General features: G+C 34.8%; 16 protein-coding genes. 5 read left to right on the forward strand and 11 right to left on the reverse strand.

Annotated features, from left to right (window positions below):
* Positions 1-9: 9 nt before the first annotated feature.
* Entirely contained in the window at positions 10-993 is a 984-nt protein-coding gene (locus SPD45_RS05275) for an asparaginase (RefSeq protein ID WP_336266683.1), read from the forward strand.
* Positions 994-1,235: 242 nt separating this feature from the next.
* Here the strand turns inward: SPD45_RS05275 and SPD45_RS05280 are convergent, their stop codons facing one another.
* The 6 genes from SPD45_RS05280 to cyoE form a co-directional block, all read right to left on the reverse strand.
* Entirely contained in the window at positions 1,236-2,756 is a 1,521-nt protein-coding gene (locus tag SPD45_RS05280; protein WP_336266684.1) for a succinate CoA transferase, read from the reverse strand.
* Positions 2,757-2,939: 183 nt separating this feature from the next.
* Positions 2,940-3,590, reverse strand: a complete 651-nt coding sequence (locus SPD45_RS05285; protein WP_336266685.1) for a LytTR family DNA-binding domain-containing protein — start codon at positions 3,588-3,590, stop codon at positions 2,940-2,942.
* A 38-nt stretch (positions 3,591-3,628) separates the two neighbouring features.
* A complete protein-coding gene (locus SPD45_RS05290; RefSeq protein ID WP_336266686.1) occupies positions 3,629-4,312 on the reverse strand; it encodes a phosphoribosylaminoimidazolesuccinocarboxamide synthase in 684 nt (227 codons plus the stop codon).
* Positions 4,313-4,424: 112 nt separating this feature from the next.
* Positions 4,425-5,363, reverse strand: coding sequence for a DUF6574 domain-containing protein (locus SPD45_RS05295; protein ID WP_336266687.1), 939 nt, complete (start codon positions 5,361-5,363; stop codon positions 4,425-4,427).
* Positions 5,364-5,400: 37 nt separating this feature from the next.
* Entirely contained in the window at positions 5,401-6,801 is a 1,401-nt protein-coding gene (locus tag SPD45_RS05300) for a TcaA NTF2-like domain-containing protein (RefSeq protein WP_336266688.1), read from the reverse strand.
* A gap of 171 nt (positions 6,802-6,972) precedes the next feature.
* A complete protein-coding gene (gene cyoE / locus SPD45_RS05305) occupies positions 6,973-7,869 on the reverse strand; it encodes a heme o synthase (protein WP_336266689.1) in 897 nt (298 codons plus the stop codon).
* 153 nt (positions 7,870-8,022) lie between these two features.
* Here cyoE and SPD45_RS05310 point away from each other — a divergent pair, with 153 nt between their 5' ends.
* A complete protein-coding gene (locus tag SPD45_RS05310) occupies positions 8,023-8,664 on the forward strand; it encodes a YczE/YyaS/YitT family protein (RefSeq protein WP_336266690.1) in 642 nt (213 codons plus the stop codon).
* 89 nt (positions 8,665-8,753) lie between these two features.
* Positions 8,754-9,629, forward strand: a complete 876-nt coding sequence (locus tag SPD45_RS05315) for a DMT family transporter (protein ID WP_336266691.1) — start codon at positions 8,754-8,756, stop codon at positions 9,627-9,629.
* A gap of 79 nt (positions 9,630-9,708) precedes the next feature.
* Here SPD45_RS05315 and SPD45_RS05320 read toward each other — a convergent pair whose 3' ends face one another.
* The 5 genes from SPD45_RS05320 to SPD45_RS05340 form a co-directional block, all read right to left on the reverse strand.
* The gene (locus SPD45_RS05320) at positions 9,709-9,837 is read right to left on the reverse strand and encodes a hypothetical protein (RefSeq protein ID WP_336266692.1); all 129 of its coding nucleotides are present in this window, start codon (positions 9,835-9,837) and stop codon (positions 9,709-9,711) included.
* An 18-nt stretch (positions 9,838-9,855) separates the two neighbouring features.
* Entirely contained in the window at positions 9,856-11,145 is a 1,290-nt protein-coding gene (locus SPD45_RS05325) for a TcaA NTF2-like domain-containing protein (protein WP_336266693.1), read from the reverse strand.
* A 198-nt stretch (positions 11,146-11,343) separates the two neighbouring features.
* Positions 11,344-13,383, reverse strand: coding sequence for a TRAP transporter permease (locus SPD45_RS05330; protein WP_336266694.1), 2,040 nt, complete (start codon positions 13,381-13,383; stop codon positions 11,344-11,346).
* Positions 13,376-13,900, reverse strand: coding sequence for a DUF1850 domain-containing protein (locus SPD45_RS05335; RefSeq protein ID WP_336266695.1), 525 nt, complete (start codon positions 13,898-13,900; stop codon positions 13,376-13,378). The genes SPD45_RS05330 and SPD45_RS05335 overlap by 8 nt, the downstream gene beginning before the upstream one ends.
* Positions 13,901-13,966: 66 nt before the next feature.
* Positions 13,967-14,974, reverse strand: a complete 1,008-nt coding sequence (locus SPD45_RS05340; protein WP_336266696.1) for a TAXI family TRAP transporter solute-binding subunit — start codon at positions 14,972-14,974, stop codon at positions 13,967-13,969.
* 175 nt (positions 14,975-15,149) lie between these two features.
* On the opposite strand from SPD45_RS05340, the gene SPD45_RS05345 reads away from it, so the two are divergent.
* The gene (locus SPD45_RS05345; RefSeq protein WP_336266698.1) at positions 15,150-15,812 is read left to right on the forward strand and encodes an HAD family hydrolase; all 663 of its coding nucleotides are present in this window, start codon (positions 15,150-15,152) and stop codon (positions 15,810-15,812) included.
* A gap of 23 nt (positions 15,813-15,835) precedes the next feature.
* Complete coding sequence (locus tag SPD45_RS05350) at positions 15,836-16,825, forward strand: NADPH:quinone oxidoreductase family protein (protein ID WP_336266699.1); 990 nt, start codon at positions 15,836-15,838, stop codon at positions 16,823-16,825.
* The last annotated feature ends 151 nt before the right edge of the window (positions 16,826-16,976 follow it).

The raw sequence follows: 16,976 nt of genomic DNA on the forward strand, positions 1-16,976 counted from the left end.
GGCTCACGTATGAAAAAGATTAAAGTAATTGAATTAGGTGGAACGATTTCCGCTGCCGGTGAAGATCGATTGGATTTTAAAGATTATACGTCAGGAATATATACTGGCGAAACGTATTTAAAGGACATCCCAGAATTATCATCGATTGCTAACGTTTCTTTTGAATCTTTTCTTCGTGTAAGTAGTACGGCTATTCAAACAGAACATTGGATCCAACTTAGGAATAAAATACAGCGAGATATTCAATTATATGATGGAGTCGTTTTAACACATGGAACAAATACAATTGAGGAGACTGCTTATTTTCTACATTTAACTGTCAATACGGATAAACCAATTATCATTGTCGGCTCACAACGTCCTTACAGTGCTATTAGTTCTGATGCACATGCTAATTTATTACAAGCTATCCGTGTAGCGGCAAGTGATGAAGCAAAAGGATATGGAGTACTCGTCGTTTTAAACGATGAAATAAATTGCGCTCGGGAAGTAACGAAAACAAATACATATCGACTTGAAACCTTTCAATCTGGTCAATTAGGTTATTTAGGGTTTATCGATCCGGACAAAAAAGTGCATATGTACCGAAAGCCTGTAAAAAAACATACATACGAATCTGAATTTTCAAAAATTGAATTTGATACATTAAAAAATGTAGAAATTATATACTCCTATGCTGGTGCATCAGGCCATTTAATTGATTATATTATTGCATCCAAATATTTTTCTGGAATCGTCACGGCTGGTACTGGAGCTGGTTTAGTCGCACCTGATGAACTTGATTCCTTACGAAATGCAGTCGAAGAAGGATTGTTTATCGTGCGAAGTAGTCGGGTCGGAAATGGACGTGTGATGGATGTCGCTCCATATAGAGATGATGCTTTCATCCATGCAGATAATTTATTACCACAAAAAGCTAGAATCTTATTAATGCTTGCCTTAACAACTTATACAACTGTACATGAAATTCAACAAGTATTCGACCAATACTAAAATACATAATGCCGTCTATCGAGATATTTTTCAGCGCATAATTTTCTAATTTTTATTCATCCAATACATATTATAATGATGATCGAAACACGCTACATAATGTTCTTTTACTGTTATACTTACTAATTTTTTATTTTTTAAATGAATTTTGAATAGAGTTTATTTTATATTATAGAACTAAAATAATAAACGGTCCTATTTATCTTTTCTCGATAAACAGGACCGTTTTTCATCATTAAAGGCTAGTTTTTCACTTTGTCATCTAATAACATCGTGCCGTTTTCTTTTAAGTTTGTATGCCATGAGAATGCTTTATCTAACATATGTGGAGTATGTCCACCTACTTTTTCAATTGCTTCCTCAAGATAGTCTAATAATTGTTGCTTATATTTAGGGTTCGCACAGTTTTCGATAATTTTTCTAGCACGTTTTACAGGAGGTAATCCACGGATGTCCGCATACCCTTGCTCTGTAACGATAACGTCTACATCGTGCTCTGTATGGTCTACGTGAGATACGAATGGAACAATTGTTGAAATGTCCCCACCTTTAGCTAGTGATGAAGTAACGAAAATCGTAATACGTGCGTTACGTGCGAAGTCTCCTGATCCACCGATACCGTTCATAACACGTGTACCACTTACATGTGTAGAGTTTACGTTTCCATAAATATCTACTTCGATTGGTGTGTTGAATGAAATGATACCTAATCGACGAATGATCTCTGGGTGGTTCGAAACTTCTTGTGGTCGGAATACGATTTGTTCTTTATATTTAGCTAAATCTTCTCCTAATGATTCTACACGTTTTTTCGATAATGAGAATGCTGTTGCAGATGCAAATTTAACTACTCCAGCATCAATTAAATCGAAAATACCATCTTGTAGAACTTCTGAGTATACTTCGATATCTTTAAACTGTGAATCTTTCATTCCACTTAATACTGCGTTCGCTACAGAACCAACACCTGACTGAAGTGGAGCTAATGATTTTGGTAGACGACCAGCTTCTACTTCTCCAGCGAAAAAGTCTAATAAGTTGTCCGCAATTTGTTGTGTTTCTTCGTTTGGTTCGAATAATGGCGAAGGAATATCCGGTTGTTCAGATAAAACAATTCCTTTTACTTTTGCAGGATCTACTTTAATTCCAACTTCACCGATACGCTCTCCAGTACTATATAAAGGAATTTCACGGCGTTTACCTTGCTCTTCTAATACGTATATATCGTGTAAACCTTCATACTCTTTCGGAGCATTTAAGTTTAATTCTACGATAACGTTTTCAGCTTTTTCAATAAAAATTGGAGAGTTACCAACAGAACCAGTTGGAATAATTAATCCATCTTCTGTAATAGCTGCTGCCTCAACAACCGCATAATCAATATTTCCTAAAGTACCTTTCCGTACTTCTTCCGCTGTATGTGATAAATGTTGGTCAATGTAGAACATTTCACCTGTGTTAATGCTTTTACGCATTACTGCATTCCCTTGATAAGGAACACGTAAGTTCACAATTCCAGCTTCTGCCATTGATTGGTCAGCAGTCGGTCCTAATGAAGCACCTGTATATAGGTTGACTTTGAAATCTTCGTTCTTTCCACGCTCTGATAAAGCTAATGGGAACTCTTTCGGCTCACCGAATAATGTGAATCCACTAAATCCTAAATTCATACCGTCTTCAATCCATGAAGCCGCTTCCTCAGCAGATACAACTTTGTCTAAAAAATCTTTATTTCTAATCTTTTGGCTTAAATCAACGCTCATGAAAAATCACCTCTTAAAATATTATTTACATTTTGTATATATTTTAACAATTTCTAGCCTAACATTCATGTGTTTTTGCATGAAAGGGCTTTAATTTATACTGAGCTACAATAATTATGACACTAAATGCATTGAAAGTCTACTATCATTATTATCCTCTATGCACCAACAACTAAAGCGTTTTCAAAAATCGAGTAATTGACGGAATCTTTTTGAATAACTTTGACTTACAGGTACTCTTTCTTCGTTCGACATTTTTAATATAAAAGTGGAATGAGAATCAGGGTGAATTTCTTTTATTTGGTGTAAATTAACAATGTAGGATCGATGACAACGAAGAAAGTTTTCAGCAGGTAATTTCGCCTCTACTTCCGTTAAATTATCACGATGTGTGCCCTTATAAGAGCTGGAGGAAATAGATGTTTTTCGATTGTATGCTTCTAAATAAACGATATCATCTAAGTGAATGGGCACCCAGCGGTCTTTCGTTCGAACCGTTATATATGGTAAATGGAGGGTAGTCGCATGTAATGGATAAATCGCTGTCATTGCACCGACGATTTCCTTTCCGATAAAAATCGGTTCTGAAATTGCCCGATAGGACATATATATTTCCTCGTGTTCAATTACTTCTTTCACACGATATCCTTTATCCATTGCCTCTTTTGTAATCGACTTTTCTGGTAATAAATCACCAGGCTTTATTTGTAAATCTAAATGAACACTCGGTTCATAATATAAATATTTTTGTCGATCAGCAATTATAATAGAGTCAGCATTCGGAAATAAGCGAAAATAATTGCGCAAAACCGTTTGGACAGTTTGTTTATCCATTACATTCACCCCCTATTCATATACATATCTTTTTCAACTTAAAATAGGTATGTTTCTAATTGCAATGGCTCAATATACGTTCCATCTTTATCATAGACACGCATATTTCCACCTGATATTTCATCAATTAACATAATTTCTTTCGTCTCTTTATTACGACCGAATTCTAATTTTATATCAAATAATTCTAATCCTTTATCTGCCAATGTTTCTTTAACGATTTGGGAAATTTCCTTCGTTAAAGATACAATTTGATCGTATTCAGCTTCTGTCACCACACGTAACAATGTTAAAGCTTCTTTCGAAATTGGCGGATCTCCACGCTCATCGTCTTTAATTGTCACTTCCACAAAACTATCTAATGCTTGTCCTTCTTCACAAAATGCTGCATAACGACGATAAAAGCTCCCTACTGCACGATAACGACAAATAACTTCTAATCCATTACCGAACATTTCCGCATCTTTTACGATCATTGCAACATCATCAAAATTCGTTTTAATATAATGGGTTGGAATATTTTTTTCGCGTAATTTTTCAAAAAAGTATGTCGTCATTTTCAAACCAGCTTTTCCAACTCCATCAATAGTTAACCCCACTGTATTGGCGCCTGGATCAAATACTCCATCTTCGCCAGTAACATCATCTTTAAACATTAATTGGATATTTCCATCTTCAAGCTTGTATACATCTTTTGTTTTTCCTTGATAAATTAGTTCCATCTGTTAATTCCTTTCTGAAAACAGTTGTATAGTTTTAGTATAAGTCTTTTTGGACAAATTTTAAAGACAAAAAAGGATGTAACAGACTAAATACCTGTCCACCCTTTTTTCCTTAAAAATATGAAAAGTCATCTAAAATTTCTAGCATCTTATAAAAATAGGATTCTAGTATGATAGTTGATACGATAAATGTTGCAATAAAGCTAACAATAATCGTGACATATACTATATAAATATGTTGTGAACTAGCTTGGTAATACTTTATTTTTTCGTAAATAAATAATGCCGGTATCAGAATTAACGAAAAGATAATGGATAATATAAGCAATATCGTTGCACCAACAAATGACGATACTAGCGCTAAAATAATTGCAACCAAGTTTAAAACAATTAATGGTGTAAGTAAACTACCAAACTGTGCAACAAAAAGTTTGAATGACATTTGTTTAATAACTAACTTTTCCATTCCTAAAACGACGAAGGCAGTTACAACGAGAACGATTAAGTAAATGATAAAAATTGGCATTCCCACATCAAAAAATGGGAGATTTCTTGGTACACCATATTCGGCAGTATAACCAGAAAATGTGCGATATTGACTGTTCCCCATGAAATAAACAACTAACATTTGAGTAAATGAAAATAAAACTAATGTAATAATTCCATAAACAAATTGTGATTCCTTTACATGAAATGCATTTGTCGGGTTTTGTAACATATTTTTAAACATATCCCAAAACTTTGTCGCATTCTCTTTCATTTGATCGACATTTACAGTTTGTTGTGCCGCTTCCTGATTACTACCTGTTATAGCTTGATAGTACTCCGCTTGATTAGCTTGTTGTGAAGATGATACCTGTTCTTGGTCATTCACTGATTCTGATTGAGTTGTATTTTCTTCTACTATAACGTCATTTGTATCCATGTCCGTATTTTGTTCCACTTTTTCTTCTGCATCTTCAGGTACAACTACTTTTTCTTCTAGGGCTGTTCCACATTTCCCACAAAACTTCCCTACTTCTTGTTCATTTTGACATCTAGGACAAATCATCCATTATTTCCTCCTTGTTATGTAACATGCATATTGTTTAACGAACTTTCTTTTTCGTATCGATATAATAAATTTTAATAATTTCATATGTTTCATCTTTTTCTTTCACATGATATCGTTTATCACGGTCATAATCATAAACAAGTCCATCATCATCATGGAAAACAAAAGTTTCATTCGTTTTCACTTCATACATATTATCTTTTTTCTTTTTCACATCTGTAACAGTGTTTAATTTAAAATCATAATAATAGCTAGCCTGATTCATATCATCAACAAATTGTATTAATTCTTTTTCTACTTCACTGCCATCTTGCAAAAATCTCGCAATATACTGATAGTTCCCTTCATTTACAGAATCCTCATAAGCATCACGAAATGATAATATAAAACTACCTATATCGAGTAGTTTTTCATCTTTTGTTTGCAATGTAGAGGTATTTCTTTCATCAAATTCAAATGATAGTGTATCTGATTCTCCCATTTCATCCATGTAAAGCGTGTTTGAACGAGTTATTTTACCGTCTTTCGCAGTCCATTCCGCATGCAATGTTTGAATGTCTCGCGCTTTTAACGTACCATCTTCCATGAGGGCTTTTAATGTGTAATCGGACTTTTTTCCATTTATATACAAAACTGCACTATCATAAGAGGGTGCTGTCGCAAATGTGTATGTAACCCGTCCATCTGTTATAGGAATAAATAGGGAGGCATATGGTTCGATGAGTAATTTTTCATCATATACTATTTCATCATCTTCTGTTGAGACAGCTTCAAAAGGATACACTCCTGGATATACTTCTAATACAGTCTCTCCCTTTTTCATCTTAGTCAGGTCAAATGATTCATCCGCAATTTTCACTTGTAATGTTAAGTAATCTTCCGGTACTAATAACTTCGTTGGAGCTGCATGCACTTCATATGTATGAAAAAGACCGAATACATACGGCGTTACATCCACATAAAATAAAGGCTCGTCTTCTATCGAAAAGGCTGTAAATCTAGTTGGTTCCTCTACATTCATTTCTCGTTTAAAAATCGATAATAATTCTAGCTTTACATCGTCCCATTCTTCCGTTTTCATCCATTCAAAATAAGAGGTTTCGTCTAAAAGAATGTTTTCATCAAATGAAACCCCATCTATAAATTGTGTTTGTTCCCCTTCCATCACCGCATTTTCTAAAGCGGTAAACTTTTTCATCGGATCAGTCATATAATTTATAGCAAAATAGGAACCCGTACCAATAATACATAAACTAATAAGTGCAATAAGAAGTAACTTTTTTCCCTTACGTTGGCGTTTCTTTTCTGTTCTTACTGGAGTTTCTTTCTCTATTGAGGCTTTTTCTTCGTTATTATGTGAGAAAGGATAACCGCAATTTGTACAAAATATGGCATTTTCATCCGGGTTCTTATACCCACATTCAATACAAAACATAGATTACCTCCTTTTTATGAGTATTTTTTACTAATTCCTTTACATAAGAATACAGTATTTTGAAAAAATGTACAATTTTTCATAAAAAAAACGGCCAAGTTTATCTTTTCCTGATAAACTTGGCCATTCTCCTAATTTGAGACTACTATTGTTCGAGCCTCATCCTTTATTTTATAACGTAATAAAAATCATTAATCCAAAAACGATACTTAAATATGTTAAAGAAAAATAGAACATTGAATTGGCATAGCGAACATCATCTTTTCTAAATAATCCACGAATCGCCATTCCTAACCATACAATATTTAATACGGACATCACGATAACGAAAAATGTGCCTAATGAAGTTAAAAATAATGGTAACGGCAAAAGTGCTGCAATATATACTGCATTTTGTCGCTTCGTTACTTCAAAACCATATGCTACTGGTAACATCGGTACACCGGCAGCTTTATAATCATCATGGCGGCGCATCGCAATCGCAAATGTATGTGGAATTTGCCATATAAATAATATGATAAATAATACAATCGGTACGATATGATACGCAGAAGAAATTGTCGCCCAACCAATTAACGGTGTAACTGCCCCTGATACACTTCCCACAACTGTATTTAATGTATAACGACGCTTCGTCCAAAAGGTATATAGTACTACATACGTAAACCAACCAATAAATGCATATATAAATGCTTCAAACGTTGTAAATAGTAAAATAACATGTCCTAAAACAGAACTAACAATTCCTAATGTTAGTACTGTTTTCATCGAGAAGTTCCCTGTGACAGTTGGTCGTTCTTTCGTTCTATCCATTTCCTTATCTAAATCTACTTCATACCAATTATTCAAAATTAGCGCACCGGCCATTACTAAAGTGCCACCAATTGTCATAATAATAAATTTGTCTAAATGATCGAGAAAGGATTCGCTATTAAAATAAAGGGCTAACCAAAACCCACTTAAAATCGGTAATATATTTGCAAGCAGGACAATACCTTTTACTAATGCCTTTAAGTCTCGCAATATAGATCCGACACTTTGTTTTTCCATATTATAATTAGTAGACATACTCAACCTCGTACACCTCTTTAATAGTCAATAATTCAATTATACACATTATTATAGCATGAAGAAACTTTTTGGCTATGTTGAATTATTACATATTTAAGACATTTTCCTTTATAGTTGAGATGAGTCGTATTAATACGAAGGAGAATGCATATGACATTACTAAAAAAGGGACTGCATTTTTATTTATTCGGCCTCATTATTTTAACTTTAGGAATTGCTTTATCTGTTCTTTCTCTATTAGGGACATCACCATTTGATGCACTTTTGGTAGGATTGTTCCGAACTTTCGGATTAACAATTGGTAGTTGGGAAATCGTTGTAGGTACATCAATGGTTATTGGGAATGCTTTATTAGATAAAAAACGCCCTGAATATTTCGCTCTCATTACATCTTTTATTACCGGAATCGGAATCGATAGTTGGCTATTTATCTTAGAATATATATATATTCCTCATGGAGTAGGTGGGCAAATTGTCTATTTACTACTCGGTATTCTCTTAACAGGAATCGGAGTCGCTTTTTATTTACAATCCGAAATTGCTCCAAATCCAATGGATCGCTCTATGATGATTTTATCCAATAAACTGAATTGGTCTGTCACGAAATCACGTGCCATTATTAATGTACTTCTCGTTATTGTTGCCTTTTTGTTCGGTGGTGCAATCGGAATTGGAACATTAATTAATGCGTTTGTTGTCGGATGGATTATTTCCTTTTTATTACCTTGGGCGAATAAATTAAGAAATGCTAGTTTGCATAAGACATCATTAAAACAAAACGAAGTACAATAATTATACGTCTATTTCGTTTCATCTCGTTCCATTTTTCTGAATTTTCCGTTAAGATGTAGTATATATGTTTCTTAATAAAGGAGCTTGCAATGAATAAATACGTATACGCACTACTCGTTGTCGCAACAACTTCATTAATGGGATCTGCATTTGCGATTGGTAAAATTGGCCTCGCCTATGCATCACCAATCTTGCTTGTCGCCCTCCGTTTTACGATTGCTGGAATCGTCATGGGCATTGCAGTCTTTTTTTTAAAGAAGCCCCATCCAAAGACATTGTACGATTGGGGACAAATTTTTATTATTGGATTTTTCCAAACAGCTGGAGTAATGGGATGTATCTTTGTTAGTTTAAAAACAATTACTGCTGGAGAATCATCCATTTTAACCTTTATGAATCCACTGCTCGTTATTATTTTCGGAACTATTTTTCTACGTTTGTCTTATCGGCGATTACAATGGTTCGGGGTCGTATTAGGATTCATCGGTGTGTTCATTACCTTTGGAGCGCATGTATCTATTAAAATTGGAACATTGCTCGGTTTTCTCTCTGCCGTTTCATGGGCTATCGGGACGTTACTTATTAAAACATGGGGAGCCAAATTTAATGTGTGGGTATTGACTGCCTATCAAATGTTTTTCGGAGGCATCATTTTATTTTTCGGTAGTTTTATTTTAGAAGAACCTTTTTTCGTCCTGAATAGTTCTTCCCTCTTTATTCTATTATGGTTAGCAATTATGGCATCTGTCGTGCAATTTGCCATATGGTTCTATTTACTTTCTATTGGTGACCCAGGTAAAACGAGTGCATTTTTATTTTTATCTCCTTTCTTCGGAGTTCTATCCGGTTGGGTATTATTACAAGAACCTATTTATTGGTATGTCGCATTAGGTGGTGTCTTTATATTTGCAGGTATTTTCTTTGCTAACTGGACACCAAAACAAACATATAAGCGTTCTACTTAAAATGATAGTAGCAATATCTACACTGTTTCTTTTAAAGTGAAAAAAGTGAGCTTCCAGCCAAATGCTGAAAGCCCACTTTTTAAAGATGTGTAAATCCTCGAATGATGAAACGAATAAATCGGATTGGTAAAGAAAATATTTCCATAATGCCGGCTGTCCACTCTACCTTATCTAGAAAACTTACTTTCCGTTTCTTTCTTTTACCCACAATTCGTACTCCTTCCAATTAAATTTCTATTTCATCAATCAACTCTACCGCTTCAAATATTCCTGTATCAGTATTATACTCCATACGATATACTGATTCAAACTCACGAAACCCCTCTTTTTCCACTCCCGTAATATTAAACTGTTGGCGGATGGTTACGTCATATTGTTCTCCAGAAGATAATACCTCTGTCGTTACGACTTTTCCACCTTCATACGTTAACTCCACACCTCGTTCTCGATTATCTATAATTAATTTTTTTAATTCATCGTCTATCGGGCTACCAGATTTTACATATTCAAAAACTCGCTCATAGTCCCCTTCTGTTCGTGCTTCTGTACTTAATTCTGCATAAGTAATAGCATCTAAACCTGCTTGATACTCCTCTGTTGCAAGTGCATCAATCTCTTCATCTGTTTGTGGAACTTCCTCCTCTTCCGTTGCAACTGGAGCTAATAATACTCTAGGGTCATCCTCTTTATTAGGATTTTCGCCTTCGACAAGTTCAAAATCTTCATCATAATAAAAAAGACTAGAGTCACTTACATTATCTACTAATCCATTATCTTCTGTATACCATATACCGTCTTCATAGTATGCACGTGCTTTTTTCACTTTATCTTCTTCTTGAATAAATTCATTTGCTTCCGTGAAATAAATTGCTTGATCTAACCACTTAGCTAAATTATGTCCAGTAAATTGTGTTACAAGTTCAAACGGTTCCTCTTCATCGCCAGTATAAGTATATATAGCAGCAATCGTACGGACCGCAGTAATTTCACGGAAGTCTTGAGCGATGACGATTAGTTCAAGTACTCCATCACCCGTTACATCTGCAGCTGTAATTTCCCATTTTGTTTCTTCTGCAAAAAATGATGTTATGTCATCTTTATCAATAAACGGTGCGAATAAATCTAAATGTGGTAAAGTAATCAGCTCATCTTCGCGTTCTTTTTCATTGAGCGATTCTCCAATAATACTGTCAACATTCGGTGCATCAAAACCAATTTTAAATTCGAATTTATTTCCTTGAAAGGAAACATATAAGGACTTTCTTCCCTCTTCATCTTCCGGATCTTCCATCCGTTTAGAATATTGTACTGTCGGACCTAAATTTCCTTCTTCGCGTATTTGTAATATCGCATCTGAACTAATCGTATCCTCATTCATTTCTTCCATCCATTTTAAATCCTTTTTTACACTGTTTTTTTCTAAAATTGCTTCATCTTCTTCACTTATTGCTTCATTTTGACATCCGTATAATACTACACTACTCATAATAAGAATGCTTACCAACAGTTTCTTCATATCTTCCTCCATCAAGATGTTATTGTTATATTACATTTTATGAAGTCTTTACATCATTTTCAAAAGAAATGGGAATTTCATCATGAAAATATCACTGTTTAAACTAAACAAAATAAATAAATTACAAAAAAGAAGGCCCCTCACGTAATATCATCACGAGTGAGACCCTCTGTTTCTATCATTTTTTATATCAACTAATTAGGCTGATTGTGGTGTTGCTTTGTTCCCCTTCATTTTTGTGAATTGGAAGATTAACATGAATGCGAAAATTACTACTCCGATAATATCTGTATATGTTCCAGGGTACATTAATGCGACCCCACCGACTAGGGAGAGTAGTCTACCGAGCCAGTTTAATTTCACATACCAATAACCTATCATCGCAGCACCGATTGCGATCATCCCTGCAATCGCCGTAATTAATATTAAGACGATTTCAAAGAAGTTCGTATCAATCATTAATAAAGCTGGCTGTAATACGAACATATATGGAATGATAAATGCTGCAATCGCTAATTTCGAAGCATTCACTCCAGTCTGTATCGGACTTCCCCCGGAAATACCGGTGGCTGCAAAGGCCGCTAATGCTACTGGTGGTGTAATATCTGCTACAATACCGAAGTAGAATACAAACATATGTGCAGCTAATATTTCAATTGATACAGGTAAAGCATCATTTAAGGCAATAATTGCCGGTAATGCAATGGTAGATGTAATAATATAGTTCGCAGTCGTTGGCGATCCCATCCCTAAAATTAACGATGTAATCATCGTAAAAATTAATGTTAACATTAACTGCATTTGCACATTTGTAGAGATAGATGCTGCCATACTTACTAAGCTGTTCCCCATTTTTAAACCTAAACCAGTTTTTGTTACAACTCCAACAATAATACCAGCACACGCTGTTGCTGACGCTACACCTAAAGCAGTTCTCGCCCCTGAAGTTAAAGCTTCGATAAAACGAGAAAAATTAATACGTGTTTCTTTTAACGGTAAACTAACGATAATAGTAGATAAAATACCATATAAAGCAGTTCTTTCAATACTTAATCCTTGGAATAATAATACAACGATAATAATAATCGGTAGTAATAAGTGAATCTTTTTAAATACGGTTGATTTTTTTGGAATTTGATCTGCTGGAAGTCCATGTAAACCTAATTTTTTCGCTTCCAAATGCGTCATAATCCAAATTCCAGCAAAATATAATATCGCTGGAATTAATGCCGCCTTTGCAATATCCCAATATGGCACACCAGCAAATTCAATCATTAAAAATGCCGCAGCACCCATGATCGGTGGCATAATTTGCCCACCTGTTGATGCAGCCGCTTCAACCGCACCAGCGAAGTTACGATGGTATCCTAAACGTTTCATCATCGGAATCGTATAGGAACCTGTTGTCACGGTGTTTGCAACAGAACTCCCTGAAATAGTTCCTTGCAATGCACTGGAGAAAATAGCAACTTTTGCCGGTCCACCTGTACGTTTTCCAGCAATCGTAATCGCTAAGTCATTAAAGTAGTTTCCTACACCTGTTTGCACTAAAAATGCTCCAAATAGTAAAAACAAGAAAATGTACGTAGAAGATACTTGAAGTGGTGTACCTAAAATACCTTCAGTCGTAAAGAACATAGAGTCAACTAATTGGTGTAATGTTAATCCACGATGTGCGAACATTCCGGGCATATGAGGTCCGAAGTAAGCGTACAGTAAAAATACGGATGCAATAATCATAATCGGTAATCCAACCGCACGTCGTGAAGCTTCTAACACAAGTAGGATTGCTATTCCACCAATAATCAATTGTGTATCTGATATTGTTCCTACATGTTGCACTAACGTATCATAGTACATTGGCCAGTATCCACAAACAATAATTGCTAATAAAATTAAAATCATATCATACCATGGCACACTATTTCGGACTGTCTTTCTGCGCGCTGGGAATAATAAGAAAATAAGTACAAGCGCAAATCCTAAGTGTACAGTACGTTGAATATATGCTGTATATTGTCCAAATGCTCCTGTATATAACTGGAATAAGGAGAAAGAAATTAATAGGCCGAATACAATCCATGCTGCTATCCCAGTTAAATTACGTGTATTCGATTCAGCATCAAATTTCTTCAATAATTCCTCTTGTTCCTCGGCACTAAGCTCTGCAGCACCTTCTGTTTCTTTGTTTTCTTTTTCGTCTATCTCTTTTTCCTTGTTGTCATTTGATTCAGTCATGAATCTTCACCTCTTTCCACGCTCTAAATAATGATATATGTTCAACCTTTACGGTATACCAGTTTCCTGGTTCAAAAAAGTCATTGAATAAAACAGTATGTTCATCGCTATTTTTGTCAAACCAAGTAAAACGATGTTCCGATACTGTTTTTCCGTTACGTATTTTCATGTCATCAAATACGTTGTTCAAATTTTTTATATGATATTTGCCATCTTCGTAAAAAAATTCTTCCCCTTCTTCTACAGTCGATGGCATCCCTATTCCAAATTCTTCAAACACAATTTCATGTTGCTCAATTTTATCTTCTGCTGTGATGCGATATTTTTCCACCACATCTGTTAAATGAATAGAGTGGACAAACGTAATATTAAAATGTTGATCATCAAATGTAGGCATATAAGCAGCAATATTTCCACTATTTTTTTCATAGAAGATTAGAACTTGTTTTTGTGGTATAAATATAAAAATAATTGCAATCAAACATATTATTACGATAAAACTAACTATCTTTTTCAACAAAACCAACACCTATAAGTGAGAAAAAAAGCTGGTGATGTGTACCACCAGCCTTTCTTTTAATTTTTATTCGATCTCTAAACCTTGCTCTTCATAATATTTCTTCGCACCAGGGTGTAAATCGAAGCCGATTCCATCAAGTGCCGAATCTAATGAAATGAACTCAGATTTTGCGTGAGCAATATCATCAGCATTTTCATAGATTGCTTTTGTAATGTCGTACACTGTATCCTCAGCAATATCATCTTTAACGACGATCATTGCCATTACAGCAACTGTTTCGACGTCAGATTCTAACCCATACGTTCCTTCTTCAATTGTATCATTTGCATAGTAAGGATATTTTTCAATTAATTCTTCCGCTTTATCAGCTTCAATTGGTAATACATTTACTTCAGCAGTAGCTTGTAATTCTTCTACCGCCCCAGTTGGTGTTCCTGCTGTGATGAATGCAGCATCGATATTTCCATCTTTAATTCCACCTGCTGATTCACCAAAGTCTAAGTTTTGTGCATCGATATCATCCATCGTTAAACCATGGATTTCTAAAATTTGTTCAGCGTTTACATAAGTACCTGATCCCGGTGCCCCAACTGAAACTTTTTTACCTTTTAAGTCTTCTACTGATTCAATACCAGATTTTTTAGTCGTAACAATTTGAACTGTTTCAGGATATAAAGAACCTACTGCTAATACAGTATCAACTGGCTCTCCTTCAAAAGCATTCTCTCCAGCGACAGCATCTGATGCAACGTCTGTCTGTGTAAATGCAATTTCAGCCTCGTTATCACGTAATGCGATAATATTATCTGCTGATGCGTTAGAAGATAATGCGTCAGTTTGAATTCCTGTTTCATCTGTAATAATTTTCGCAATAGCTCCACCTAATGGATAGTAAGTACCACTCGTTCCACCAGTTAGGAAACTTAAGAAATCTGGCGTTTCTCCACCATCATTATTTCCTCCATCGTTCCCACCGTTGTTTCCACCATCATTCGAATTTCCACCACACGCAACTAGAACAAGTGAAAGCGCGAACAATAATATAATTGTAAATAGTGAACGTTTTTTCATGTAATGTTTCCCCCTTTAAATAAACTTATTATACTACTAAAATAACAGTATTCTTCGTTAAAATCAACTTTTATGTAATAGCTTACAATATTGTTGTAACATATATGATATCGGTTTCTTGCAATACGTTATTTTCATGTGTATTCTTAACATATCATATAAAAAAGGTGATAAAATGAACATTGCAATTTTTGATTTTGATGGCACTTTATATAAGAAAGAAACCTTTCCACTATTAATGAAACATTTAAAATATCATCCTATTTACAAAAAGCGATATCGGTCTTTTTTCGCTGCAGTACTACTTCCTTATTTAGCTTATAAATGTAAATTATACAAAGAAGAAAAAATGAAATATAACATGATGCAATCTTATGTTCATGCATTTAAAGGGCTGACGATCGAAGAAGTCAATCATTTTTTTAAGACATTAGCTGAGAAAATGATTCCTGACATAAATACAACTGTAAAAGGCCGATTGGAGCAACACGCAAAGGATGGCATGGAAATTTATATCGTTTCTGGGGCATTTACACCATTAATTGAATATGTTACAAAAGATTTACCGGTATCTCATATCATTGCAACGAATATTCCATTTAAAAATGGGGTATATCATTCAACAGAACCGATTACACATGTACAAGGCATAACAAAATGCCAACTCATAAAAAAAGCATTAAAAGGTAAACAAGTTCAATGGAGTGACAGTATATCCTATGCCGATAGTTATTCTGACATACCGATTCTTGAACTTGTTGGAAAGCCTATTTGTGTCCACCCAGATGATGCTTTACAAATCGTTGCAAAGCAAAAGGGATGGGAAATTTTAGATTAATATTTTATAAAGGAGAATGAATCATGGAAACATTTAAAGCATTAATCGTCGATAAACAAGAAGATGATTTTTCTATTGGATTAAAAAATATTTCACAAACGGACTTACCTAAAGGTGATATATTAATTAAAGTGCATTATTCAAGCGTCAATTATAAAGATGGACTAGCATCTATCCCAGACGGAAATATCGTTCGAAATTACCCTCATATTCCTGGTATCGATCTAGCCGGTGTCATCGTCGAAAGTACAAACGATGCATTTACGGTCGGACAACAAGTCATTGCTACTAGCTATGAAATTGGTGTGTCCCAACATGGTGGATTTAGTGAATATGCTCGTGTGAATAGTGAATGGGTCGTTCCATTACCAGATGGTTTAACATTAAAAGAAGCGATGATATATGGAACAGCTGGATTCACAGCAGCATTAGCTGTACATCGCCTTGAAACTAGTGGGGTTAAAAAAGAGGACGGTCCTATTTTAGTAAGTGGGGCAACAGGTGGTGTTGGGAGCATCGCTGTTTCCATGTTACATAAATTAGGTTATGAAGTAACTGCAAGTACTGGAAAAGAAACCGAACATGATTTCCTACGTTCCATCGGCGCTACAAATATTATTTCACGGGAAGCGTTACAACCTGAAAAGGTGCGACCATTAGATAAACAATTATGGGCGGGTGCGATTGATCCTGTTGGTGGAAAAACTTTATCGTATATTTTAAGTACAGTAAAATATGGTGGTGCGGTTTCTGTGATGGGATTAACTGGAGGACCAAAACTAGAAACAACTGTATTCCCATTCATTTTACGTGGGGTCAATCTGTTAGGGATCGATTCAGTTTATTGTCCGATGAATGAACGTAAGGTAATTTGGGAAAGAATGGCCTCAGATTTAAAGCCAAACACATTAAATGATGTTGTAAACGAAGTTACTTTAGAGGAGTTACCCGAAACATTAGAAGCAATTTTGGCAGGTAAAATAAAAGGGCGTACAATTGTTTCCTTAACCTAAAATGTACTCTTACAGGATAGGATAAAATACGAATTATAATCGTGTTTAAAATTGCTATAACAATGTACATTACTTTTACAGAAAACTGTTAGAGAGGCTGAGACACAACTCAGTGAAATGAAAAAGGTAATTTCAGTTAATTTAGTTTTCA

Origin of the sequence: Pseudogracilibacillus sp. SO10305, from assembly GCF_037072005.1 — a bacterium.
Taxonomy (GTDB): domain Bacteria; phylum Bacillota; class Bacilli; order Bacillales; family Amphibacillaceae; genus Pseudogracilibacillus; species Pseudogracilibacillus intestinigallinarum.